Genomic DNA, 23,533 nt, shown 5'->3' with positions numbered 1-23,533 from the left:
ATATCGTCCTTATGTGAGGCCTAGCAGACGGCGGTTGGTGGCCGCGTCGGCGCCGCTTTGGGCAAAATCGTCGAAGGCGTGCTCGGTGACGCGGATGATGTGGTCGCGGATGAAGGGGGCGCCTTCGCGGGCTCCGTCCTCGGGGTGTTTCAAGGCACATTCCCATTCCAGAACCGCCCAGCCGTCGAAATCGTACTGGGCGAGCTTGGAGAAGATCGCCTTGAAATCGACCATGCCGTCGCCGAGCGAACGGAAGCGTCCGGGCCGGTCGATCCAGCCCTGATAGCCGCCATAGACGCCGGAACGCCCGTTCGGGCGAAGCTCGGCATCCTTCACGTGAAAGGCGCGCACGCGCTCGTGATAGATGTCGAGGAAATCGAGATAATCGAGCGCCTGCAGCACGAAATGCGACGGGTCGTAGAGGATCGAGGCGCGCGGGTGATCGCCGACTTCGGCGAGGAAGCGCTCGAAGGTCGCGCCGTCATGGAGATCTTCGCCCGGATGCAGCTCGTAGCAGAGATCGACGCCGGCCTCGTCATAGGCGTCGAGGATCGGCTTCCAGCGTCGGCCGAGTTCGGCAAAAGCCTCGTCGATGAGACCCGCCGGGCGCTGCGGCCAGGGATAGATGAAGGGCCATGCGAGGGCGCCGGAGAAGGTGGCGTGGGCGGTCAGGCCGAGATTGACGGAGGCTTTTGCGGCCAGGCGCAATTGCTCGTCCGCCCATTCCCTGCGTGCTTGCGGGTTGCCGCGCACTTCTTCCGGCGCGAAGCCGTCGAAGAGCGCGTCATAGGCCGGATGGACGGCGATGAGCTGGCCCTGGATATGCGTGGAGAGCTCCGTGATCTCCACGCCCTCCTCGGCAAGGCGCCCCTTCAGCTCGTCGGCATAGGTCTTCGAGGCTGCCGCTTTTTCAAGATCGAAGAGGCCCGCCGTCGTCGGCAGTTGCAGGCCGAGATAGCCGAGATCGGCAGCCCATCGCGCCATGGAGAAAAGGTCGTCGAAAGGCGGCGTGTCGCCGACGAATTGGGCGAGAAAGATCGCCGGTCCTCGCAGGGTCTTCATCGCGGGCTCCCAGTCTTGGTGTCGGTTGCCGTCCGCCGTGACGGCGGAGGCAAGGGTGGGGTGGGCGGCCTCGTTGCAAGGCCGCCCCGATGTGGCGTTCAAACGATCAGAACGGCGAATCCGGGAAGTAGAAGTCTTCCGCGTTCGACTTGTCGATCAGCTCAGAGGGAAGGATCGTCGTCTCCGGCAAGGCCTCGCCCTTGAGGCGCGCCTCGGCCGTCCGCTTGATCGCCTCGTAGATGAATTTCGGCGAATAGGAGACGTCGGCTTTGATGAGCGGATTGTCGTCATCCATGATCGTCTTGACCATGCCCTTGGCGCCGGCACCGCCGAAGACTTCCTTGATGTCGCCTTCACGGCCCGCCTGACGGATCGCCTGGAGAACGCCGATTGCCATGTCATCGTCGGCCGCCCAGACGAGATCGATGTCTTTGAAGCGGGTCAGGAAGTCCTGCATGACCTTGAAGGCGTCGTCGCGGTTCCAGTTGCCGTACTGGGCGTCGAGGATCTTCATGTCGGGATGCTCGTCGATGACGCTGGTGAAGGCTTCCCAGCGCTCGTTGTCGAGCGTGGTCGGAATGCCGCGCAGCGCCACGATATTGGCCTTGCCGTCATACTTCTTGGCAAAATACTCCGCCGGGATCTTGCCGAAGGCCGTGTTGTCGCCGGCCATATAGGCGTCCTGGGCGCTCGGATCTGTCAGGCCGCGATCGACCACGGTGACATAGACGCCCTTGTTCTTCGCCTGAGCGACGGGCTGGGTGAGGGCGGCGGATTCAAACGGGAAGATGACGAGGGTGTTGATGCCGGTGACGGTGACGAGATCCTGAAGCTGGTTCGCCTGTTCCGGCGCGCCGCTCGAGGTCTTGACGGTGATCTGGAGGTCGTCGGGATGGGCGGCTTCGAGGTCTTTCTTGGCCTCGTTCGCCCACCACACGATGCCGGCGGTGAAGCTGTGGGTCGCGGCGGGAATGGAGACGCCGAGATTGACCTTTTCCTGGGCTGCCGAGATGCCGGGCAGGGCGATCAGCGCCGAGGTGCCGAGCGCCAGGGCGAGAGCCGAGCGGCGCGTTAGAGACGCAAGGACGGACATTCTATAGTTCTCCCATCGATAGCATTCGTTGCTTCTGTGTCAGTGCCGCCTGCGGGCGGTCTTGTCCTTGGGGTGCGGCCCATGTCGTCAGGGCCGCCGCCTTTGCAAAAACGCCACGGAAATGATCACGATGCCCTGCACGGCCGCGTTGAGATGCACGCTGATAATGCTCGTCAGGTTGAGGATATTGCCGATGACGGAAAGAAGGATGGCGCCGATCACGGTGCCGGTGACGCGGCCGGACCCGCCCTTGAAGGAGGTGCCGCCGACGATCACCGCGGCGATCGCTTCGAGCTCCCACAAGAGCCCGGTCGTGGGGGAGGCGGAGCCGAGGCGCGGCACGTAGAGGAGGGTGGCGATGCCGACGCAGAGACCGAGAAACGCGTAGGTGAGGATTTTGACGCGATCGACGTCGACCGCCGCATAGCGCGCCACCTGCTCGTTGGAGCCGATCGCCTGCACATAGCGGCCGAAGGCGGTGCGCCGCAAAAGCACGGTGCCGATGATGGCGACGCCGAGGAACACCCAGACCGGGATCGGGATGCCCAGAACCGTGCCATAATAGACCGGCCCGTAGGTCTGCGAGAGACCGAAATCGAGGGTGATGGCGCCGCCATCGGCAAGCCAGGTGAGGACGGCGCGAAACGTGCCGAGCGTGCCGAGCGTGACGATGAAGGGTTCGATCCGCCCCTTGGTGATGAGGAGGCCGTGCATGGTGCCGAAGGCGGCACCCATGAGGAGCGAAACCGCCATCCCGACGATGACCACCAGGACTGGCGCATCGATATGCATGGCGAGGCTGTTCATCACCAGGATGATGCTGCCGGCGATCAGCGCCACCATGGAGCCGACCGAGAGGTCGATGCCGCCGGAGATGATGACGAAGGTCATGCCGACGGCGATGATGCCGATGAAGGAAGTCCGCGTCAGCACGTTCATCCAGTTGGCGAGACTGGCGAAATCGGAATTGAGCGCGGTGCCGACGATGGCGAGCAGGATGAGGCCGAGGATCGGACCCTGGCTGCTTAAATCGAATTTTCCGAGCCGGCGGCGCGCCGAGGCGCGGGCGCTTTGGCCCTCAGCCTCATTCGGCTGCGGTTCTTGTGCCGATGGCATGGCTGAGTAGCTCCTCTTCGCTGAGGCGGTCTGCGGGCACTTCGGCCGTCACGCGCCCGTCGCGCATGACGATGACGCGGTGACAGAGACCGATCAGCTCCACCAATTCCGATGAGATGACGATGATGCCTCGCCCTTCGGCGGCGAGGCGGTCGATGAGAAAATAGATGTCTCGCTTGGCGCCGACATCGACGCCCCGGGTCGGCTCGTCGAGCACGAAGATCTGCGGCTCCGGGGCGAGATATTTGGCGATCGCGAGTTTCTGCTGGTTGCCGCCCGATAAAGACGAGGCAAGGCATTCCCGGTCGCCGACGCGGATGCCGAATTCGTCGACGGCGCGGTCGAGGGCTGCCCGTTCCTCCCGGGGGGAGAGGAAGGGATGGGTGTAGGTCTTGAGATCGAGGAGGGTGAGATTGTCGGACAGCACGCGTCCGACATGCAAACCCTTCCCTTTGCGGTCTTCGGAAAGATAGGTGAGCCCGAGCCGGGCGGCGGCGCGCGGATCGCCCATGCGCACCTCCTTGCCGCCCATGAAGATGCGCCCCGAGGAGCGGGGGCGAAGCCCGAGAAGACCTTCGAAAAGCTCGGTGCGGCCGGCGCCGACGAGGCCGGCAAAACCCAGGATCTCACCTGGCATCAGGGAGAAAGAGACGTTCTGCGCCCAGCCCGGGACGGAAAGATCTTCAACGCGCAGGAGCGGTTCTCCGGCCGAGGCGACGGGACGTTTGGGCGGATACATGTCGGCAAGCTCGCGCCCCACCATCAGCGCCGCCATGCGGGCGCGCGAGGTCTCGGCGGTCTTCGCCTGTGAGATGAAATGCCCGTCGCGCATGACGATCACCTCGTCGGTGACGCGCTCCACCTCGTCGAGCTTGTGGGAGATGTAGAGGACGATGATGCCCTCTTCGCGCAGCTGGCCGATGAGGCTGAAGAGATGCTCGCATTCGTTGGGCGTGAGGCTCGCCGTGGGCTCGTCGAGGATGAGAACCCGCGTGTGGCGGACCTGCGCCTTGGCGATCTCCACGAGCTGCTTTTCGGCCACGATCAGATCGCCGACCTGGTCGTCGGGATGGCTGTGCGCGCCGACACGTGCGAGCGCCGCCTCGGCCTGGCGTGCCATCGTCTTCTCGTCGAGGAGGAGGCCTTTGCGGATCTCGTGGCCGAGAAACATGTTCTGCACGACGGTGAGCGCATCGGCGAGGTTGAGCTCCTGGTGCACCATGACGATGCCCCGCTCTTCCGCCTCGCGCGAGCTTGCAAAGGAGACCGGTTCACCGTCGATCACGACGGTCCCGGCGCTCGGCTCGTGGTAGCCGGCGAGGATCTTCATCAAGGTGGATTTGCCGGCGCCGTTTTCGCCGATGAGGCCATAGACGCGCCCCGCCTCCAGCCGGAAGCTGACGTCGTGGAGCACGCGCACGGAGCCGAAATCCTTGGCGATCCCGTGAAACTCGACGGCGAGGCCCATAACGGCCTTCCTCCCTTCGCCTGAGGGGCGGGAGCGGGCCGGATCGTCTCGCCGAGCCCTGTCTCGACGCCCTTTTTTATTTTCGGGAAAACTCGCTTCCGGATGCCGTCGACATCCAGGGGCCTTCCTCATTGCAGCGAAAATTACGCTCAGCAATTTGATTGAGCAATGGTCAAGTTCGGTCTATTTACGGTCAAAGCGCGTTCAATGAGGTCAAACATGCGCGGCTTTTCGCAATTGTCGCCGACCGAGCGCCGGCTCTTGCTCGAGGTTTTCTGGGCGCGCACCAGTGCCCGCAGCGATCTGGCCGGCCGGCTCGATTTCTCCAAGAGCAAGATCAATGCGGCGATCACCGATCTGATCGGCGCCGGGCTGATCACGGAGATTGGGCCGCAACCCTCCTCCGGCGGGCGCCGCGCGGAAGGTCTGCGCGTCACGCTGCGCGACGGTCTGATCGCCGGCGTCGACATCCGCGCCACCCATATGGACGTCGCCCTTCTGTCGCCGGACATGAGCATCATGGCCCGGCACTGCGAACCGATCTCCGTGCGCGGCGAGCCGGAGCCGTTGTTTGCCCGCCTGCGCGATGTGCTCGATCTGCTCTTGCGGCAGATGGGCCAGGAGCGCGAGCGCATCCGCATGATCGGCATCGGCGTGCCGGGGCCGGTCGATTTCGAGAGCGCCCGTCTCGCCACCCCGCCCTTGATGCCGCTGTGGGAGGGTTTTTCGCCGCGTCAGGCGCTGGCGGCCGATTTCGACGTGCCGATCTTCGTCGACAACGACGTCAATATCCTCGCTCTCGGCACGCTGTGGCATCTGTCGCGCAGCGCCGATGATTTCCTCGTGGTCAAGGTCGCGACCGGGATCGGCTGCGGCATCATTTGCCGCGGCCAGGTCTATCGCGGCGTCGACGGGGCGGCAGGCGATGTCGGCCATATCTGCATCGATCCGCACGGCCCCGTCTGCCATTGCGGCAATGTCGGCTGTGTGGAGGCAATGGCAGCGGCCCCGGCGATCGCCCGGGCCGGCGCGGCGGCCGCCCGCTCAGGCGAGAGCCCGCGGCTTCTTGAACTGTTGCAGGAGCATGGCGCCTTGAGCCCGGAGGATGTCGGTCTCGCGAGCCGGGAAGGCGATCCGGCCGCCAATGCCATCATCCGTGGTGCCGGCGCCGATGTCGGGCGGATGCTCGCCACCCTCGTCAATTTCTTCAATCCGAGCCATGTCTTCATCTGTGGCGGCGTCGCCGCCATCGGCCCGGCCTTCCTCGCCTCGATCCGCCAGAGCGTCTATCAGCGCTCGCTGGCGCTTTCGACGCGCCATCTCGCCATCCGGCCGATCCCGCATCCCGATGATGCCGGCATCGTCGGAGCCGGCGTCCTCGGATTTTTGGAGGCGATCTGACGCGACGCAGACGGAGCCGGTCGCAGCCGTCACGTCTTCTCGTCGTCCTTGTTCGTCTTGACGGGTGTGGCGTTCCGGTCGGTCGTCTCGAACAGAGTCGTCTTCGGATAGTGAATCGTGTTGTGGAAGTGCGCGATTTCGGCGCTCATGTTGCGATAGCCGTGCGGCTGGTCGGCGGGGAAGCGGAAAGCGTCCCCGTAGCTGCAGCTCTTCCATTCTCCGGCGATCAAGACCTCCATCGCGCCGCGCGTCACGAAGACATCTTCGACGACGCCCGTATCATGCGGGTTCGACTGGTGAACCTGGCCCGGTTGGAGTGTCATCAAAAACGTCTCGGAGCCGAAGACGGGGTCGAACGGGAAGACGGTGTGAAAGCCGATGCTTCCCCGAAACTGGACGGGGCGCACCTGCGCGGGCGCGAAGGTGCCCGTGGTTTCAATCAGATCCTCGATGAAGGCGGTCAGCGGCAGCTGGAAGCCTTTGGCGAGTTTCCAAAGCGTCGCGATCGTGGGGCTCGATTCCCCGCGCTCGATCTGGCCGAGCATGGCCTTGCTGACGCCGGTGAGCTCGGCCGCCTGCGCCAGGCTGAGGCCCGCACGGCTGCGCGCGGCCTTGAGATTGATGCGGATTTTTTCTTCGGTCATTCACATCGCCTGTTGTGCGCTATAACGCACGGACGTTATAACGTCCGGAACTGGATTGGGCACATTCCTAGCGCGCACGAACTGGAAAGGCGCGGCTACAATGCTGGCGGGACTGAAACTATCGCACATCGTTGCGGGCTGCATTGCCGTCCTTCTCGGCTATACGAGCAGCGTTGCCATCATCTTCCAGGCGATCGACGTCCTGGGCGCCTCGCAGGCGGAGGCCAACAGCTGGATGCTGGCGCTCGGCCTCGGCATGGGGATCAGCGGTCTCATCCTCTCCTTGCGCTACCGGATGCCGATCCTGACCGCCTGGTCCACGCCTGGCGCGGCCCTCCTCGTCATCAGCCTCAACGGCGTGGCGATGAGCGAGGCGATCGGCGCCTTTCTCTTCTGCGGTCTCTTGTTGACCCTGACCGGCATCACCGGCTGGTTTGAAAGATTGTCCCACCTCATTCCCGACACCATCGGCAACGCCCTGCTTGCCGGCATCTTGTTCCAGTTCGGCCTCGGGATCTTTTCCTCCATGGAGGACAATCTGCCCCTCGTGGCGGTGATGTGCGCGACCTATCTCGCCGGCCGACGATGGTTTGGGCGCTTTGCCATTCCCGCCGTGCTCTTCGCGGGGTGCGCCTTCTGTGCCGCGACCGGGGCGTTTCAGGCCGGGGAGGGGATCGATTTTTCTGTCGCTCAGCCGGTCTTCACCATGCCGGCCTTCTCGCTGCCGGTGTTGCTCGGCGTCGGGCTGCCGCTTTTTATCGTCACCATGGCCTCGCAGAACACGCCCGGCATCGTCACGCTGAAAGCCTCGGGATACGAGCCGCCGGTGTCCGCCTGTCTCACCGTCACCGGTCTGACGACGCTCCTTCTGGCACCCTTCGGAGGCTACGCCTTCAATCTCGCCGCCATCACCGCGGCGATCTGCGCCGGGCCGGAGGCCGATGAGAACCCGAAGACCCGCTACAAGGCCGTCGTCGTGACGGGCGTCATCTATTGCGTGGTGGGGCTTCTGGGCGCGGCCGTCATCAGTCTGTTTCTCATCGCCCCAAAAGCCCTGGTGGTGACGGTCGCGGGTCTCGCCTTGCTGAACACGATCGGTGCGAGCCTGAGCGCCGCGCTGGGGCAGCCGGAAAAACGGGAAGCGGCCCTGGTGACGTTTATGACGACCGTCTCGGGCATCACCTTTCTCGGCATCGGCGCGCCGCTCTGGGCGCTGCTTTTCGGGATCGCCACGGGCGTGGTTCTCTCCCCACGCGGCCGGCGGTCCTTTAGGCCGATTTTTGCCCGGCGGTAGGACGCACCGCGCCTGTGTGCACGCGCCCTTCCAGGTCGCGCGGAGGCCGCGCCTGGCGCATCTTACGATCGATGTCGTGAGAGAGAAAACTGGTACGAACGGGTGGATTCGAACCACCGACCTTCGGAGCCACAATCCGACGCTCTAACCAACTGAGCTACGTTCGCATGTCCTGCTGAGGCGGTGCGGACCCTAGTGTTCCGCGCCGGAGATTTCAAGCGCCGGTGGGCCATATCCTGGCGCCCGGGCTTGCGATTCCTCGCCTCTGCGGCACCGCTTAGCCGAGGAGCGGCGCCAAGGGAAGGGGGCGGAGAAGAAACTCCGCCGCGGCGGCGTCGCATGCGGGCTCGGATGGCCTCATCGCGAGGTGTCGCTGCCGCTCTCTCGCGGCTTCCTGCAATGGCATGAATGCCGCCGTTGGAGGCCTCGCCTTGGCAGCCTCCCGGAGCTCGCCGGCGCCTGGTGGGCGTGACCTTCGGCCGATTTTTGGGCCGAGGCGTTATGGTGCGGGCTTTGTCGTGGGGCCGGGCTCGGGCGGCCGCCGGGTCGAACCCGCCTCGCCGCAGCCCCCGGAGATGCGCCCCGGATAGGCGGAGTGCCGGAGACGCGGCCCCTGAAAATGTGCGGGCGCCGGGTAATCCTATTCGGAGCGAAAAATTTGGCGTGAAAAAAAAAGCCCGGCAAAATGCCGGGCTCGTTCATGGTGCGCGCCGCCTCTGCGGGTGGCGTCGCAGATCGTGTCACAGAGGCTTAGTGGCTCGTGACCTTGTCGAGGTTCTTCTTCGCCGCGGTGCGGGCCGGGCGAGACGTGTCCTCGGTGACCTTGGTGAGAAGGTCGCGCATGCCGTTGCCTTGATCCATCAGCGCTTCGAAGCGTGACCGCATGAAGGCGCTCTGAAGCTGGATCGCGTCGGCGAACGAGGTGACGCCGAGCATCTGACGGGCGTGGTCGAACGCCGCATCGGTGTTGGCCTTGGCGTTGTCGAGCGCCTTGAACTGCACCTGCAGGAGACCCTCGCGGGCGTTTTCCACAGTATCTTCCATCACGTCCGTGGACTCTTCTGCAGCGGCTTTGAGGCGGGCGTAATTCTCACGCGCGCTCGCCAAAGAACGCTCCGTCATCGCCCGGAAAGCTTCGGGCATCTGCATCTGCGTCATGCCGAACATTTCCGAGAGCTTCTCGGTGGCGTCCTGAAACGCGCGATCGGCAGTATTGGCCGCATCCTGCGCGGTCGCCGCCGCCTCATCAAAAGCCTTTTCACCAGCCTGATTGAATTCGTGCTCACTGGACATCTAATATCTCCTTCCGCTTCTGCCTGGGTTGCTCCCCCCTCAGGCTTCTGGAGAGTATATAGGGAAAGTTTTGTGCGGCGCAACAAATTATTGCGCTGCAGCATGCGAGGTCCTGCCGGCGGTTGAAGTTTTCAACCGTTAACCATCCTTGAGAAAAACGGACTTTGCGACGCGCTCCAGGCCTGCGATTCTTTTTCAACTCCGGTTACCTATTTTTAACCAAGGCGAGTCGCGGAGATTACGGAAATCATGCAATCGGAGGGCAGGGGCCTGGTGGAGGCGATGGCGGACGAGCGCCTGGCGGTGCTCGTGAGCGACGCGCGTCCTGCCATGTTCTTCCGCCTCGACGACAACCGGCTCGGCTGGCTCAATCCGGCCGCGGCCGAGCGTCTCGGCTGTGGCACTGCCAAAGAAGCGCTCGCCCTTGGCCTCGGATCGGCCGAGCCCTTGAAGCGCGACATTCGCATGCTGGCGAAGACCGCGGGCGAAACGGGCTCCCTCGGGCGGCTGCGTCTCGGGCGTGGCTTCGGCGCCGTTCCGGTCGTCTGCCAGTGCCGGCGCGTGGTGATCGGCGGCGAACGCGGCCTCCTGGCGGTCGCGATCGCAGCAGAGCATGCGCCCAATCCCGCGCAGATGCCGGCTTTCTTCTCCTGCGACAAGGTTGCGGCGCGCCTCCTCGAAGCTTCGGAGCTGCCCTCAGACCGGCGGGGCCGGGCGCTCTCCGGCAAGCCGCAGCTTGTCGCCGCCTGGCCCTATGAGGCGCGGCTCCGCCGGGCGAGCCTCGTCCCGATCGCAAGCGAGACGTGTCTTGCAATCATCGATGTCGAGAGCGATTTCGGACCTGTTCTGGGCGAGGATTCTGCGGGAGCGCTGCCGCAGAGCTCCGATGAGCTCTCGAGGGGCGAGCTCTCAAAGGGCGAGCTCTCAGGGGGAGAAAGCGACGCCAAACCCCTCGAGAAGTCGGAGACGCACGTTCAAGCCACCGAGCTCCCAGCTCCCGACACTCAGGCTTCTGATGTTCAGGCGCCCGATATTCCGGCGCCCGATATTCCAGCGAACGACGACGATCACGACGAGATCGCGGAGATGAGCGACCGCGATGGGCCTGTGTCCGACGATGATGCACCCGATGACGGCGCGCACGCCCATGACGATGAAACGGATCTGACGGAAGCGGTGCGGCGCGCGCTGCCGGCCTGGATTGCCGATCGTCTCACCACCTACGATCCCGAGAAGCATGGTGCCGGCGAGGCGCCCCGGAAAACCTCCGCCTCTGATGAGGACGGGGACGAGGCTGCTGAAGACGCCTCTGCGCCCGACGCTTCGCCCGAAGCGGACGCGGACGACCCGCGGGCGGTTGTCGCTCCCGACCAGGGACCTGACGGGCCGGGTGAAGCTGCCGAAGCCGCTGCAGACCGACTGTCTGAGCAAGAACCCGGCGGCGAAAAGGCGGCCCGGGACGAGACGAGCGAGGAGACCGCGGTCGCGGATGAAGGCGAGGCGCCCGAACCGGAACCCGAGCCAGCGCCGGTTGCCACGCTCACCCGGCCGGTCTCGGTGCGGTTTCTGTGGCAGAGCGATGCCTCGCACCGCATTCTTTTCGTCTCGCAGGGCCTGACCCAGCTCGTCGGCCGCAATTCGGAGGTCGTGGGCGAAACCTGGGACGATGTGGCCGCACGCCTGCGGCTGGATCCGACCGGGCGCGTGGCCAAAGCCTTTCACGCGCGCGATACCTGGAGCGGGCTCACCGCCTGGTGGCCGTCCGAGGCCGGCGACATCCGCATTCCGGCCGAGCTCACCGCACTCCCGGTCTTCGATGCCGACCGGGCGTTTCAGGGGTTCCGCGGTTTTGGCGTTCTGCGCCCGGCCGAGTCCCTGAAGGCGGAAGCCTTCGACTTGCGTTTTCCGGAGGGAGCCGAAATGGATGAGGCGCCAACGGGTCGGCATGAGCGCGAAGGCGAGGCTCCGCCCAACGACAATGTCGTGCCGATCCGCTCAGACGTCGAACGCCTGCCGGAATGGTCGCGCCTGTCGACGCAGGAAAAGCGCGCCTTCGAGACGATCGCCTCCGCGCTCGGCGCCCGTGTGACGGATCTGCAGCCTTCGAGCGGCTCGCCGATCGAAGAGCGCCGCGACGGCCTCAAGGAGCAGCAGCAAGAGGTCCCTGACGAGGCTGAAGCAAGGGCTTCGGAAATCGAGACGTCCGAAGAGGCCGCACCGGCTGAGGGGGCGACCGAGGGGCCGGCCGAGGACGGTGGCGAAGGGCTGGACGACGATTTCGCGCCCCCCGAAGCGAGGCAGGATCCGGAAAGCCTGTCGAACGAAGTGTCCGGGACGGTTCGTGAGGGCGCGGCCGAAGAAACGGTACCCGAAGACACTGCGCCCGAAGACGGGGCGGCCGAAGACACCGGGCCCGTCGAGGCTCCCGTCACGCTGTCCAATGCGGTGCTCTCCTCTAAGGTCGGGGAACTTCAGGCGATCCTCGATACGGCGCTCGATGGCGTCATCGTGCTCGATGCGGAGGGCCGTGTCGAAAGCCTCAACCGCAGCGCCGAAGCGCTTTTCGGCATCGAAGCCGACGCGGTGGTCGGCAATTCCTTCACCGAGCTTTTGGAGGAAGAAAGCCGCGTGGAGGCTGAAGCCTATCTGGAGAGCCTGAGGATGGCGGGCATCAAGAGCCTCCTCAACGAGGGCCGCGAGGTTCTGGGCCGCACCAAGGGCGGGCCGATCCCGCTCTTCATGACGTTTGGCCAGGTGGGGAGCGGCGAGCGCCCCCGCTTCTGCGCGGTTCTGCGCGACATCACGCAGTGGAAGGAGACGGAGACGCGGCTCCAGGAAGCGCGCGCCGAGGCGGAGCGGGCCTCGAGCCAGAAATCCGATTTCCTCGCCCGCATCAGCCATGAGATCCGCACGCCGCTCAACGCCATCATCGGCTTTGCCGAATTGATGGTGGAGGAGCGTTTTGGCCCGATCGAGAACCAGCGCTACCGGGAATATCTGCGCGATATTCGCTCCTCGTCGGAGCATGTCGTCAGCCTCGTCAACGATCTCCTCGACATCGCGCGGGTCGAGGCGGGCAAGCTCGATCTCGATTTCTCCGCCGTCGATCTCAACACGCTGGCGCGTGAGACCGTCTCGCTGATGCAGCCGCAGGCCGGCCGCCATCGGGTGATCATCCGCACGAGCCTGGCGCCCGACCTGCCGTCCGTCGTCGCCGATGCCCGCACGCTGCGCCAGATCCTTTTGAACCTTCTGTCGAATTCGGTGAAATACACGGATGCGGGCGGGCAGGTGATCCTCTCCACCCGGCTGGAGGAGAACGGCGAGGTGGTCTTGCGCATGCGCGACAATGGCGGCGGCATGAGCGAGAGCGAGCTGGCGCGGGCGATGGAGCCGTTCCGCCAGATCATCACCTCGGCGATCGGCACGGGCACTGGCTCCGGTCTCGGTCTGCCGCTGACGAAGGCGCTGGTAGAGGCGAACCGCGCGCAGTTCGTTTTGAAGAGCGCGCGCGGAGAGGGCACGATCGCGGAAGTGGCGTTCCCGGCGACCCGCGTTCTCTTCGAGTAACGCCTCTCTCCCGAAGAGGGCGAGAGGATCGGCTCAAAGCTCAGGCGAGACAGGTCTGTGAGGTCGGCGGCCCGGGCTTGTCGTTTGCGGCGAGCTCGATGCGGTTGCGCCCGGCTTTCTTCGCCAGATAAAGCCCCTGATCGGCGAGAGCCAGAAGCTCTTCCAGGGACTGGCCGTCACGAAGCGCCACGACGCCCCCGCTCATCGTGCTGTTGACGTCGCAGCCGTCGATCTTGCGTCCGACGCGCACCCAGCTTTGCCGGACCCGCTCGGCGAGCGAGAGGGCCGCGGGCGCATCGGCCCCAGGAAAGAGCGCCGCGAATTCCTCGCCGCCCACTCGGCCGAAGAGATCGTTGGCGCGCATGGAGCGCTGCGCTGTCGTGATGAAAGCCTTGAGTGCGTTGTCGCCCATAGCGTGGCCGTAGGTGTCGTTGATCTCTTTGAAGTAGTCGAGATCGAAGAGGGCGACGGCACAGGGCGTGCCGTCTTTCCGACAGCGCTTCAGGGTGCGCTCGGCCCGCTCCAGAAAACCTCGGCGGTTGAGAATGCCGGTGAGCTCGTCCGTCTCCGCCCTCACCCTCTGACAGACCTCGCGCCTTTCCCGCATCGCCGCGGTCACGAAGATCGTACTGCCGAGAATGAAGAGCAGCGCCTCGAATTGCAGCGTCTCGGCGGCCGCGTGAACGGTCGATGGGGCGTCGGAGAGAAACGACAGAACCGGCAACGAAAACACCAGCGCCAAGGCATGCAGGATGCACAATCCGGCAAGCGGCCAGCGGGCCGGTACCGTTGGCTGGGCCGGATGAAAGACCATGCAATATGCGGTTGCGAGAAGATAGGCGCTGCCGACGAAGGCATGGGCGGTGCCGCCCATATGCATGCGGGCCTCGGGGGCGGCGAAGGCCGCAAGAGCGACGAACGCCGGCCCAGCGAAAATGACAAGCGAAGTCACGAGATACGCGCCGTTCATCCGCGTCGAAGCCCAGATCAACGCAGGATGAAACGTCATCATTACAAAGGAGATCGGGTGGAGCAGGCCATGGTCGTAGCAGCGCGCGAGAAGCAGCGAGGCCATGACGAAAGCGACGTTCGCGGCAACCCACCACCAGATGTACTTCGTCTCGGGATAACGGCAGCGCGCGAGAACCAAAAGAATGCCACAGATCGCCGCGCAGAAAGCCGAGACAACGGAGATCGTGGTGAGATCGAGCTGCATGACAGTGGCTTTCGCCTCTATGCCTTTCTTTGGGGCAGGTGCCTGCGTCCTGGATGCTGTTGCCTGCCGATATGGGATAAGCTTCTGAGATAGCCCATGCAGCAAGCCCGAGGGCCCGCGTGGGATGGCCCCCGACGAGGTGCGATTTCGCCCTTCTTGTGTTGAATGATTCCAGACAAACCTTGCCCCTGCCTTGCCTGGTGGCAGGGCGGCAGAAGGCCTATGCCTTAGGTTCTCAACGCGGAGACGAGGTGCAAAGCGCGAGAGCCGCCCATCGCACGAGCGGCGCCCGCCCGCCTCAATAGGCGTATTCGGAGAAGAGCGGCTCGACCGAATTGCCCCAGCGCGTGCGATATTGCGCGAGAAGTTCCTCCGCCGGCGTCCGCTTCAGGGCGAGCGTTTCTTCAAGCGGCGCCAGATATTCCGCCTCGTTGAAGCCGCCGGCGCTCATTTGATTGCGGTGTTTCAGGCCTGTTCGGGAGATGGCGACGGCGCGTTTGGCGATGTCTAGGACGGTCTCGCGACGGAAGGGTGTCGCAAGGCCGGTCTTCGGCACATGGTTGCGCAGCGCTTCTCGTTCGGCCTCGCTCCAGTCGTAAGTGAGAGATTCGGCAGCTGCGAGCGCGTCGTCATCGTAGAGGATGCCCGTCCAGAAGGCCGGCAGGGCGCAGATACGCCGTGTCGGGCCGCCGTCGGCGCCGCGCATTTCAAGAAACGTCTTCAGCCGGACATCGGGGAAAAGCGTCGACAGATGGTTGAGCCAGTCGCCCATCGAGGGGGTGACCTCACCGATGTCGTCGACTTTCGGTTCCTTCAGGAATTGCCGGAAGGTGGTGTGGGTCATGTCGACGTAACGCCCGCCGCGGATGATGAAATACATCGGCACGTCGAGCGCCCAATCGACATAGCGCTCGAAGCCGAAGCCTTTTTCGAACGCGAAAGGCAGGAGACCCGTCCGGTTGCGGTCCGTGTCGCGCCAGATTTCGGCGCGGTAGGAGAGAAAGCCGTTGGGCCGGCCCTCGGTGAACGGAGAATTGGCGAAGAGCGCGGTGGCGATGGGCTGCAGCGCGAGGCCGACGCGCATCTTGCGCACCATGTCGGCTTCCGACGAGAAGTCGAGATTGACCTGGATGGTGGTGGTTCTCAGCATCATGTCGAGACCCTTGCCGCCCACCTTCGGCATGTAATTGGCCATGATCCGGTAGCGCTGCTTGGGCATGATCGGCGTTGCGTCGCGCGACCGTTTCGGGGCCATGCCGATGCCGAGAAAGCCGATGCCGAGGGGTTCCGCCACTTCGCGCACCTGGGCGAGATGTGCGTGCGTTTCCCGGCAGGTGCGATGGATGTTGGGAAGCGGGGCGCCGGAGAGTTCGAACTGGCCACCCGGTTCCAGCGAGATCGCTCCGCCGCCGGTCGGATCGCCAAGCCCGATGATGTTCTCGCCATCGTAGATGGGCTCCCAGCCGAGCAGGGTTTCCATCCCCTTGAGGACCGCCTCGATGCCCTTCTCGCCGTGATAGGGCACCGGCCGGTTGCCGTCGCGGTAGAACGGCACCTTCTCGTGTTCGGTGCCGATCTTCCATTGCTGGCGCGGCTTGACGCCCTTTTCGATCGAGGAGACCAGCTGGTCGCGGTTTTCAATCGGGTTGTCGTTCGCTGTGTCGCGGGCCATCGGATCTTTCTTTGAATGCGGCCGTCAGGCTGTCGGCGGCGCGACCATAGTAAGGCCAAAGGCGCCTTTCAAAGCCTTTTCCGCATGTCGGGCGAGAGCGTGCTTTTGCCAATAGCGAAAGCATTCTAAAGTGAGACGAAGGGGCGCATGACTGCCATGCCAGTCGGGAGTTCGATCATGATCCAGCTGACGTCTCGCTTCATTCTCGGTGCCGCATTGCTCGGCGCGATGCTTGCCGCTCCCGCGGCCGGTGCCGCCGAATCCGATTTCATCGAGCGTTTCGACGGCACCTGGAAAGGTGGCGGCATGGTCATCCGCAACGAACGCTCGGGGCCCACCAACATCAACTGCTCGCTGGCCGGACAAGGCGCGGCCAACAAGATCAGCATAGCCGGCAAGTGCCGCGCCTATGCGATCTTCACCCGCGATGTGCGCGTCAATGTCGCCTACGACCCCGAAAGCGGGCTTTATCGCGGCACCTATCAGGGTTCGAAGGTCGGCACCGCGGTCATGAGCGGCAAGCGCAGCGGCGACACGATCAAGTTCGCGCTCGTCTGGCCGAAGGACGTGATGGGCGACACCGAGGCCGCGATGACCATCACCAACAATGGCGCGGGCGAATTGCGCGTGCTCGTCAACGACAAGGTCGGCGCCGGTGGTCCGGTGCAGCCGGTCACGGATCTCGCCCTCATCGCCAATTGAGCGCTCTCGTCGACAATTCAGTGATGAGGGCGACCGCTTATCGATCTGGTGAGGCCTGGCGCCAGTCGCCGGCCGCGGCCTGAATGAGTGCCAGGGCTGCGACCGCCGCGGTGTCGGCGCGCAGAATGCGCGGTCCGAGCGAGATCGTCAGCGTCTGCGGTCTCGCCGAGATGGCGCTTCGCTCCGCGTCCGAAAACCCGCCTTCCGGCCCGATGAGAAGCGCCAGCCTCTCGCCCTTGAGGGCGGCGAGCGCGGCAAGCGGATCGCCCTCGTGGCGCTCGTCGCAGAAGATCAGCCGGCGGTCGGGTTCCAGCGCTTCGATGGCCTCTGCCAGACCTTTCGCCTCGTCCACCTCCGGCAGATTGAGGATGCCGCATTGTTCGGCGGCTTCCAGCGCGTTGGCGGCGATCCGCGCGGTCTTGACCTGCCGCACCTGGGTGAACTGCGTGATCACCGGCACGAGCCGGCCGACGCCCATCTCCACGGCCTTCTGCGCCAGGTAATCGAGCCGCGCCTGTTTCAGCGGCGCGAAGAGATAGGTGAGATCGCTTTTGGGCGTTTGCGGCCGCGTCTGCTCCTCCACCGTGAGATGGCCCTTTTTCTTGCCGTCCTTGACGACCTTCGAACGCCATTCGCCGTCCTGGCCGTTGAAGAGGAGCACGGGGGCTCCGTTGTCGAGGCGCAGGACGTTCAGGAGATAATTGGCCTGCTCGGGCGAAAGCGAGATCGATCCGCCGGCTTGAAGCGGCTCTTCGACGAAAAGTCGCTTCGTGATGAAATCGTAGGCCATCGTCGCTCTCCCGGCGTTCTTTCTAAAACGCGCTTGAAGCGCGGCTCTCGCTCCGTCAAGACTGCGTCATGCCCGCATCCCCCGTCGAAGTCTCCAACGTCGCCGAATATACGGTCGCCGATCTCGCTTTCGCCCTGAAGCGCACGCTCGAAGAAAATTACGAGCATGTGCGCGTGCGCGGCGAGGTTTCCGGTTACCGTGGCCCGCACGGCTCGGGCCATTGCTATTTCACACTCAAGGATCAAAGCGCCTCTCTCGACGTCGTCGTCTGGCGCACGACCTTCCAGCGGCTGAAGTTCAAGCCGGAGGAAGGCTTGGAGATGGTGGCGACCGGCAAGATCACCACCTATCCGCGCCGCTCCAATTACCAGCTCGTGGTGGAGAGCCTGGAGCCGGCCGGTGCCGGCGCGCTGATGGCGCTCCTCGAGGAGCGCAGGAAGGCGCTCGCCGCCGAAGGGCTTTTCGACGAGGCGAAGAAGCGCCCGCTCCCCTATCTGCCGAAGGTGATCGGCGTCGTCACCTCGCCGACGGGCGCCGTCATCCGCGATATCCTGCATCGTCTCCGCGAGCGCTTTCCGCGCCAGGTCCTCGTCTGGCCGGTGCGCGTTCAAGGCGAGGGCGCGGCCGAGGAAGTGGCGGCGGCCGTGCGCGGCTTCAACCGCATCGAAGACGGAAGTGCGGTTCCGCGCCCGGATCTCTTGATCGTCGCCCGTGGCGGCGGCTCGATCGAGGATCTGTGGGCCTTCAACGAGGAAGTTGCCGTGCGGGCCGTCGCTGAGAGCGGCATTCCGGTGATTTCCGCCGTCGGCCATGAGACAGACTGGACGCTCATCGATCTCGCTTCCGACCGGCGCGCGCCGACGCCGACGGGTGCCGCCGAGATCGCAGTGCCCGTGCGCGCCGAACTCGTCGCCTGCGTCGCCGATTTCACAGCCCGCCAGGAAGGCGCCTGGCAGCGCCTCGCAGCTTCCCTCAGGCGCGATCTGACGGGCGCGGCCCGTGCCATGCCGTCGCTCAACGAGCTCCTCGCTCTGCCGCGCCACCGCCTCGACGAGACAGGCGGGCGTCTGCTGCGCGGGCTCGCCCAGCATCGCCGCTTCAAGGAGCAGGCTTATCTGCGTGTCGGTGCGCGCCTGACCGGCGACAGCCTGCGCGCCGATCTGCGCCGCCGGCGCGAACGGCTTGCCGATCTCGCGGGCCGAATGGATCGCTCGGCGAGCGCCGTGCGCGCTTCGGCGCGGCGCGATCTCGTGCGTGCCGCGCGCCTCCGGCCCGAGACGCTCCAGCGGATGCTGCGGGGGGAGCGGGAGCGGCTCGCGGCGACCGCACGCCACGCGGAGGTGTTTCGCCGCGCAGCCGCGGCGCGACAGGAGAGATACGACAATGCCTGCCGGCTTCTCGAGACGCTCTCCTATAAATCCGTTCTCGGACGCGGCTATGCCGTCATCCATGATGCTTCCGGTCAAACGGTGACGCGGGCCGACGCGATGCGGACGGGCATGTCCTACGAGGTGGAGTTCCAGGATGGGCGCCGCCCGGTCGTCGCCGGCGATGGTGGCACGCCGACGCCTGCGACGGGGAGCCCATCGGAGATCCCGCCGAGCGAGAAGCCGGCGGCAGCGAAGAAACCGGCGAAGGCGAAGCCCGCTCCCAAGGCGCAGGGCAGCCTCTTTTAGGCCGCGATATCGGGGGACACAGGCCGCGTCGCCGGAACCGATCGGCCGCGGCGCCATTTTAGCCGTGAAACGAGCCGCAACGTCCCGCGGCGAACCTCCCGAGACCCATGCGCTTCTTTCTCGTTCTTGTCGTCATCCTTCTCGCCGTCGCCGCCTATTTCATGGTCGACATCCGCCAGACACAGGAAGGCCGGCTGCCTTCCGTGCAGGTCGAAGAAGGCCAGGCGCCAAAGTACGAGTTCAATCTCGGCGGTTTCGAACTCGTCTGGAAACAGGCGACATTCTCTTATCCGACCATTCGCTTCCGCTCTCCGGAAGAGAAGGGGAGCACGCCGGCCTCAGAGCCGGTTTCTGAGCCGACCTCGGAGCCACAGGGCGAGGAGGAGGCACCCGCACAATCTCCTGCGACCTCTCCCGCACCCGCGCCGGAGACGTCCCCGCAGATGAACGCGCCGTCCTCGACCGAGCCGGAGACCGCGCCTCCCGTGCCGGCTCCGTCTGAGACCGCGCCGGAGAATCCTGCGAACGGTTCGGTCGAGCCGCTGCCGGTTCCGGGCGATCTCGATACGGGGCCCGATGCGCGCGCCCCCCGCGACCGCCAGGGCGAACCCGAAAGCTCGGAGTCCGACCGAAATGCCGGCGAGCCGGAGCCCGCCGAAATCATCAATCCCGACGTATCCCGGTAAGACGGAGGCGCTCAGGCGTCTTCGACGATGAGGATGTGGAGGGCGCGCGGCCCGTGGGCGCCGAGAAGCAGGGTCTGTTCGATATCGGCCGAGCGTGAGGGGCCGGTGATGAGATTGACCGTGCGCGGCAGAACGCCGTCGCCGGAGTGTTCCCGCAGGCGGTTCCACAAGGTTTCGTAGTCGCCGACGATGTCGGAAGCGCGCACCACGACGAGATGGTGATCCGGCAGGAAGTTGAGCGTCGTAGGATTGTCGGGCCCCGAGAGCAGGAAGAGCGTCCCGGTCTCCGCCGCCCCGCCGAAAGCGTGGCTGAGACCGACATGATCGCGCCCGTCGGAAGGCCCGTGCTTCACTTCAAGCTGCGGGACCTTGTCCCAGGGAAGATCGGCAAGACGCCGGTCGGCACCCGTCCTGAGATCCGAGGGCAGGTTGCGGCCGCGCAGATATTCCGCGACTGTCTCTGGAAGGTCTGAGGCAGAGGCCACCCGCTCCACAGTGGCGGAGACTTTTTCCGCCATCTTCGCAAAGAGATCGAGGCGCGCCTGCTGGTCGACATGGCCACGGGCCGGCACGGTGTTCGCCGGGTGCTGGCCGAGGCGCTGGGCGACGGTCTCGCGACGCGCTTCTGCCGACTTGCCGGAGGCAAGGCCGCGCCGGATCTTGCCGAGCACGGTTTCGCGCTGGCTCATGATGTCTCTCCCGCCGCCGTCACGAGCGGGCCTTCCACTGATCGATGAAGCTCTTTTTCGCCGGTGCCGGCATGTCGCGATGGCTTGTCCAGCCGCCGGCGAGCGGCAGCGACGAGAAGCGCCCGCGGCGGCGCCCGAAGGGGTGAAGCGCCGTGAGCCCGATGCGGGTGGCGAGCCGGTAGAGTTTCGGGCGTTTGGCGAGAAAGGCCCAGATGCGCAGGCCGTTTCGTTCCGTCGCCGGCTTCAGATGCCGCTCATATTCGCGCTCGCGCCAATGCCGCATCAGTTTCGGCAAGGGGATCTCGACCGGGCAGACGCTCTCGCAGCGCCCGCAGAAGGTCGAGGCATTGGGCAGGTTCGCCGTGTTTTCGAGCCCGAAGAGGCCCGGCGCCAGCACCGCGCCCATCGGGCCCACATAAGTCGCGCCATAAGCGTGGCCGCCGATCGCGTGATAGATCGGGCAATGGTTCATGCAGGCGCCGCAGCGGATGCAGCGCAGCATCTCGCGGAACTCGTTGGCGAGCATTTCGGAGCGGCCATTGTCGAGGAGGATGACATGCGTCTCCTCCGGGCCGTCCTCGTCACCCGGCCGCTTCCGACCGGTGGAGAATGTCGTGTAGACGGAGAGTTCCTGCCCCGTAGCGGAGCGCGCCAGAACGCGCAGCAGCGTCGAGACGTCTTCGAGCGTCGGCACCACCTTCTCGATCGAGGCGAGCACGATATGCACGCGCGGCAGGATCTGGGTGAGGTCGCCATTGCCCTCATTGGTGACGATAATGGAGCTGCCCGTTTCCGCCACCAGGAAATTGGCCCCGGTGATGCCAACATCGGCGGCGAGGAACATGTCGCGCAAGGTGGCGCGCGCCTCCGAGAGCAGCGACACCGGATCGGCGAGATCACGCTTCGGATCGAGATGCGTGTGCACGCGGCGGAAATCGGCTTCCACCTGGTCGCGGTTCACATGCACGGCGGGGGCGATGATGTGGGAAGGCGGCTCGCCGCGCAACTGAATGATGTATTCGCCGAGATCGGTCTCGATCGGCTTGATCTCGCTCTTCTCCAGGAAGGCGTTGAGGCCGATCTCCTCGGAGATCATCGATTTGCCCTTGGTGACGGTCTTGGCGCCGACCCTGCGGCAGATGGAAAGCACCGCCTCGCGGGCGTCCGCCGCCGTCTCCGCCCAATGCACCTCCGCCCCGGCCTGCCGCGCTTTGCCCTCAAACGCCTCCAGATAGAGGTCGAGATGCGCAAGCGTGTGGTCCTTGATGGCGCGCGCTTCATGGCGCAGCGCATCGAATTCCGGCAGGGCGTCGACCGCCTTCTGGCGCTTCTGGATGAAGCCGCGTTCCACATGCCCGAGCGCGCGCTGCAGCTCGACATTGGCGAGCGCGTCGACGGCGTTTTCCTTGAACGCCTGGGAACGAAAAGGTGCGCTCATTCCGCCTCGCCGATCGCCGGGCCGTCGGCCATGCCGGCGAGCACTTCGGCCACATGGCGTGCATGCACATGCTTGCCCTCGCGCTGCAGCTTGCCGGCCATGTTCATGAGGCAGCCGAGATCGCCGGCCACCAGCGTATCGGCTTCGGACCCCGCGATCGCGGCCGTCTTCTTGGTGACGATGGCGTTGGAGATCTCCGGATATTTGACACAGAAGGTGCCGCCGAAGCCGCAGCACACATCGGCGTCCTTGAGCTCGGTAAAGGCGAGGCCGTCGACGGATTTCAACAGCTCACGCGGCTGGTCGCGCACATTGAGTTCGCGCAGGCCCGAGCAGGCGTCGTGATAGGTGACGTTGCCTGCGAATGCCGCCTCGACGTCGCGCAATCCCATGACGTCATAGAGGAAGGCCGTGAGCTCAAAAGTCTTGGCAGAAAGCGCGGTCGCGCGCCGCGCCCAATCGGCGTCGTCGAAGAGCTCGGGATAATGGCGGGCGATCATCGCGGCGCAGGAGCCGGACGGAACGACGACGTAATCGTAATCCTCGAAGGTCGCGATGACCTGTTGGGCGATGGCTGCCGCATCGCCGCGGTCGCCGGAATTGTAGGCGGGCTGGCCGCAGCAGGTCTGGTTCTCCGGGACTTCGACGTGGCAGCCGGATGCCTCGATCAGCTTGATCGCGGCAAACCCGACTTGCGGGCGGAAGAGATCGACGAGGCAGGTGGCGAAGAGACCGACGCGCGGCTTCGAAGCTGTCGTATGTTCGGTGTTTTCTGGCGACAAGCGCTCAATCCTCTGCGGCCGAGCGGTGTGCGTCATGCCCTCGGCTGGCTCCGATGGCTCCAGGTCTGGCGGCAGGGGCCGGTCAGTCGGGAGCCCGAACACGCAACTTAGGTCCGCCGCTGCGGCGAGATCAACAACCTTGTGGCGCAGGCTTCTGGTGTCAGCATGCCGAGCGAACAGGCTTTGCCGAAGTTCCCGCCTGCCAGCCGCTCAAGCCGCCACGAAGAATGGCTGCGGCACGGAAATCTCCGCGAGCGAAAAACGGACCTCGAAAAAAAACCGCCGCCCTTTCGAGCGGCGGGTCGTCATGAAACAGGCGCTTGCGCCCGATTAGCCGTTGGGCGGCGTGTACGTGCTGGCGTCCGGATCCGGCATGCCATCCGTATCGAACGTCTTCAGATAGGCAACCACCGCGTCGATGTCTTCGGGCTTCTTGAGGCCGGCGAAGATCATCTTGGTCTTCGGCACATAAGCGCGCGGGTTCTTCAGGTACTCGTGCAGGGACTTTTCGGTCCAGACGAGGCCGTTCTCGCCGGCGCTCTTCATGGCGTCGGAATAACGGAAGTCAGGCAACGAGCCAGCGACACGTCCGAACAGGTTGTTCTGCTCGGGACCGACGCGGTTTTTGGCGCCTTCACCAACCGAGTGGCAGGCGTGGCACTGCTTGTAGACCTTCTCACCGGCCGCGACGAGGTCGTCCTGAGCATACGCACTGCCCGCGGCAAGGATGGCAGCAACGCCAAGGGCAGCAGCCGAAATCCTAATCATTGGACACTCCTTGTTATGTCAAAGCTTGACTCATTCCAAGGTGGCGGAATGGAGCACAGGGCTTCGCGCCACACAAGGGGGAGGATTTTCTGGTTTGGCAATGCGACATCGCGCTATGGTTGCCTGAGATGAAACGCTGAACGATAATCGGCGGGCCTCGGAAGAAGGCCAAA

The 23,533-nt window shown here is 65.0% G+C and carries 19 protein-coding genes and 1 tRNA gene; 6 read left to right on the top strand and 14 right to left on the bottom strand.

Going from position 1 to position 23,533, the window contains the following annotated elements:
• Positions 1-9: 9 nt before the first annotated feature.
• The 4 genes from NYQ83_RS07480 to NYQ83_RS07465 form a co-directional block, all read right to left on the bottom strand.
• Complete coding sequence (locus NYQ83_RS07480; RefSeq protein WP_261213682.1) at positions 10-1,062, bottom strand: sugar phosphate isomerase/epimerase family protein; 1,053 nt, start codon at positions 1,060-1,062, stop codon at positions 10-12.
• 106 nt (positions 1,063-1,168) lie between these two features.
• The gene (locus tag NYQ83_RS07475) at positions 1,169-2,155 is read right to left on the bottom strand and encodes a substrate-binding domain-containing protein (RefSeq protein ID WP_261213680.1); all 987 of its coding nucleotides are present in this window, start codon (positions 2,153-2,155) and stop codon (positions 1,169-1,171) included.
• 87 nt (positions 2,156-2,242) lie between these two features.
• A complete protein-coding gene (locus tag NYQ83_RS07470) occupies positions 2,243-3,271 on the bottom strand; it encodes an ABC transporter permease (protein WP_128292275.1) in 1,029 nt (342 codons plus the stop codon).
• Complete coding sequence (locus tag NYQ83_RS07465) at positions 3,240-4,739, bottom strand: sugar ABC transporter ATP-binding protein (protein ID WP_261213679.1); 1,500 nt, start codon at positions 4,737-4,739, stop codon at positions 3,240-3,242. The genes NYQ83_RS07470 and NYQ83_RS07465 overlap by 32 nt, the downstream gene beginning before the upstream one ends.
• A 219-nt stretch (positions 4,740-4,958) precedes the next feature.
• Here NYQ83_RS07465 and NYQ83_RS07460 point away from each other — a divergent pair, with 219 nt between their 5' ends.
• Entirely contained in the window at positions 4,959-6,140 is a 1,182-nt protein-coding gene (locus NYQ83_RS07460) for an ROK family transcriptional regulator (protein ID WP_261213677.1), read from the top strand.
• A 29-nt stretch (positions 6,141-6,169) separates the two neighbouring features.
• Here the strand turns inward: NYQ83_RS07460 and NYQ83_RS07455 are convergent, their stop codons facing one another.
• Positions 6,170-6,784, bottom strand: a complete 615-nt coding sequence (locus NYQ83_RS07455) for a helix-turn-helix domain-containing protein (RefSeq protein WP_261213675.1) — start codon at positions 6,782-6,784, stop codon at positions 6,170-6,172.
• Between the two features lie 55 nt (positions 6,785-6,839).
• Here NYQ83_RS07455 and NYQ83_RS07450 point away from each other — a divergent pair, with 55 nt between their 5' ends.
• On the top strand, positions 6,840-8,078 hold the full coding sequence (locus tag NYQ83_RS07450) for a benzoate/H(+) symporter BenE family transporter (RefSeq protein WP_261213673.1): 1,239 nt from the start codon (positions 6,840-6,842) through the stop codon (positions 8,076-8,078).
• Between the two features lie 90 nt (positions 8,079-8,168).
• Here NYQ83_RS07450 and NYQ83_RS07445 read toward each other — a convergent pair.
• Both NYQ83_RS07445 and NYQ83_RS07440 read right to left on the bottom strand, forming a co-directional pair.
• A tRNA-His gene (locus tag NYQ83_RS07445) sits at positions 8,169-8,245 on the bottom strand.
• A gap of 583 nt (positions 8,246-8,828) precedes the next feature.
• Positions 8,829-9,371, bottom strand: coding sequence for a phasin family protein (locus NYQ83_RS07440; protein WP_128292299.1), 543 nt, complete (start codon positions 9,369-9,371; stop codon positions 8,829-8,831).
• A 249-nt stretch (positions 9,372-9,620) separates the two neighbouring features.
• Between NYQ83_RS07440 and NYQ83_RS07435 the strand changes: the two genes are divergently transcribed.
• A complete protein-coding gene (locus NYQ83_RS07435; RefSeq protein ID WP_261213671.1) occupies positions 9,621-12,941 on the top strand; it encodes a histidine kinase dimerization/phospho-acceptor domain-containing protein in 3,321 nt (1,106 codons plus the stop codon).
• A 40-nt stretch (positions 12,942-12,981) separates the two neighbouring features.
• Here the strand turns inward: NYQ83_RS07435 and NYQ83_RS07430 are convergent, their stop codons facing one another.
• Complete coding sequence (locus NYQ83_RS07430; RefSeq protein ID WP_261213669.1) at positions 12,982-14,157, bottom strand: GGDEF domain-containing protein; 1,176 nt, start codon at positions 14,155-14,157, stop codon at positions 12,982-12,984.
• A gap of 298 nt (positions 14,158-14,455) precedes the next feature.
• Complete coding sequence (locus NYQ83_RS07425; RefSeq protein ID WP_261213668.1) at positions 14,456-15,829, bottom strand: glutamate--cysteine ligase; 1,374 nt, start codon at positions 15,827-15,829, stop codon at positions 14,456-14,458.
• Positions 15,830-15,976: 147 nt separating this feature from the next.
• Between NYQ83_RS07425 and NYQ83_RS07420 the strand changes: the two genes are divergently transcribed.
• Positions 15,977-16,531, top strand: coding sequence for a hypothetical protein (locus NYQ83_RS07420; protein WP_261213667.1), 555 nt, complete (start codon positions 15,977-15,979; stop codon positions 16,529-16,531).
• A 37-nt stretch (positions 16,532-16,568) separates the two neighbouring features.
• On the opposite strand, the gene NYQ83_RS07415 is transcribed toward NYQ83_RS07420, so the two are convergent.
• Positions 16,569-17,321 (bottom strand): 16S rRNA (uracil(1498)-N(3))-methyltransferase, encoded by a 753-nt coding sequence (locus tag NYQ83_RS07415; protein WP_261213665.1) that lies wholly within the window; start codon positions 17,319-17,321, stop codon positions 16,569-16,571.
• 68 nt (positions 17,322-17,389) lie between these two features.
• On the opposite strand from NYQ83_RS07415, the gene xseA reads away from it, so the two are divergent.
• Both xseA and NYQ83_RS07405 read left to right on the top strand, forming a co-directional pair.
• A complete protein-coding gene (gene xseA / locus NYQ83_RS07410) occupies positions 17,390-18,997 on the top strand; it encodes an exodeoxyribonuclease VII large subunit (RefSeq protein WP_261213663.1) in 1,608 nt (535 codons plus the stop codon).
• 107 nt (positions 18,998-19,104) lie between these two features.
• Positions 19,105-19,683: a hypothetical protein gene (locus NYQ83_RS07405; protein ID WP_261213661.1), complete on the top strand. Its 579-nt coding sequence runs from the start codon at positions 19,105-19,107 to the stop codon at positions 19,681-19,683.
• Between the two features lie 11 nt (positions 19,684-19,694).
• Here the strand turns inward: NYQ83_RS07405 and NYQ83_RS07400 are convergent, their stop codons facing one another.
• From NYQ83_RS07400 to NYQ83_RS07385, 4 genes are all read right to left on the bottom strand, one after another.
• Positions 19,695-20,372 carry a lactate utilization protein C gene (locus tag NYQ83_RS07400; RefSeq protein ID WP_261213659.1) on the bottom strand — a complete coding sequence of 226 codons (678 nt, stop codon included), beginning with the start codon at positions 20,370-20,372 and terminating at the stop codon, positions 19,695-19,697.
• Between the two features lie 19 nt (positions 20,373-20,391).
• A complete protein-coding gene (locus tag NYQ83_RS07395) occupies positions 20,392-21,810 on the bottom strand; it encodes a LutB/LldF family L-lactate oxidation iron-sulfur protein (RefSeq protein ID WP_261213658.1) in 1,419 nt (472 codons plus the stop codon).
• On the bottom strand, positions 21,807-22,592 hold the full coding sequence (locus NYQ83_RS07390; protein WP_261213657.1) for a (Fe-S)-binding protein: 786 nt from the start codon (positions 22,590-22,592) through the stop codon (positions 21,807-21,809). Before NYQ83_RS07390 ends, NYQ83_RS07395 begins: the two co-directional genes overlap by 4 nt.
• Positions 22,593-22,922: 330 nt before the next feature.
• Positions 22,923-23,360, bottom strand: a complete 438-nt coding sequence (locus NYQ83_RS07385; protein WP_234629558.1) for a c-type cytochrome — start codon at positions 23,358-23,360, stop codon at positions 22,923-22,925.
• Between the last annotated feature and the right edge of the window lie 173 nt (positions 23,361-23,533).

The sequence above is a fragment of the Afifella sp. JA880 genome, assembly GCF_025379905.1.
In the GTDB taxonomy this organism is placed as follows: Bacteria; Pseudomonadota; Alphaproteobacteria; order Rhizobiales; family Afifellaceae; genus Afifella; species Afifella aestuarii.
This window is presented reverse-complemented; position numbering and strand designations above follow the sequence as displayed.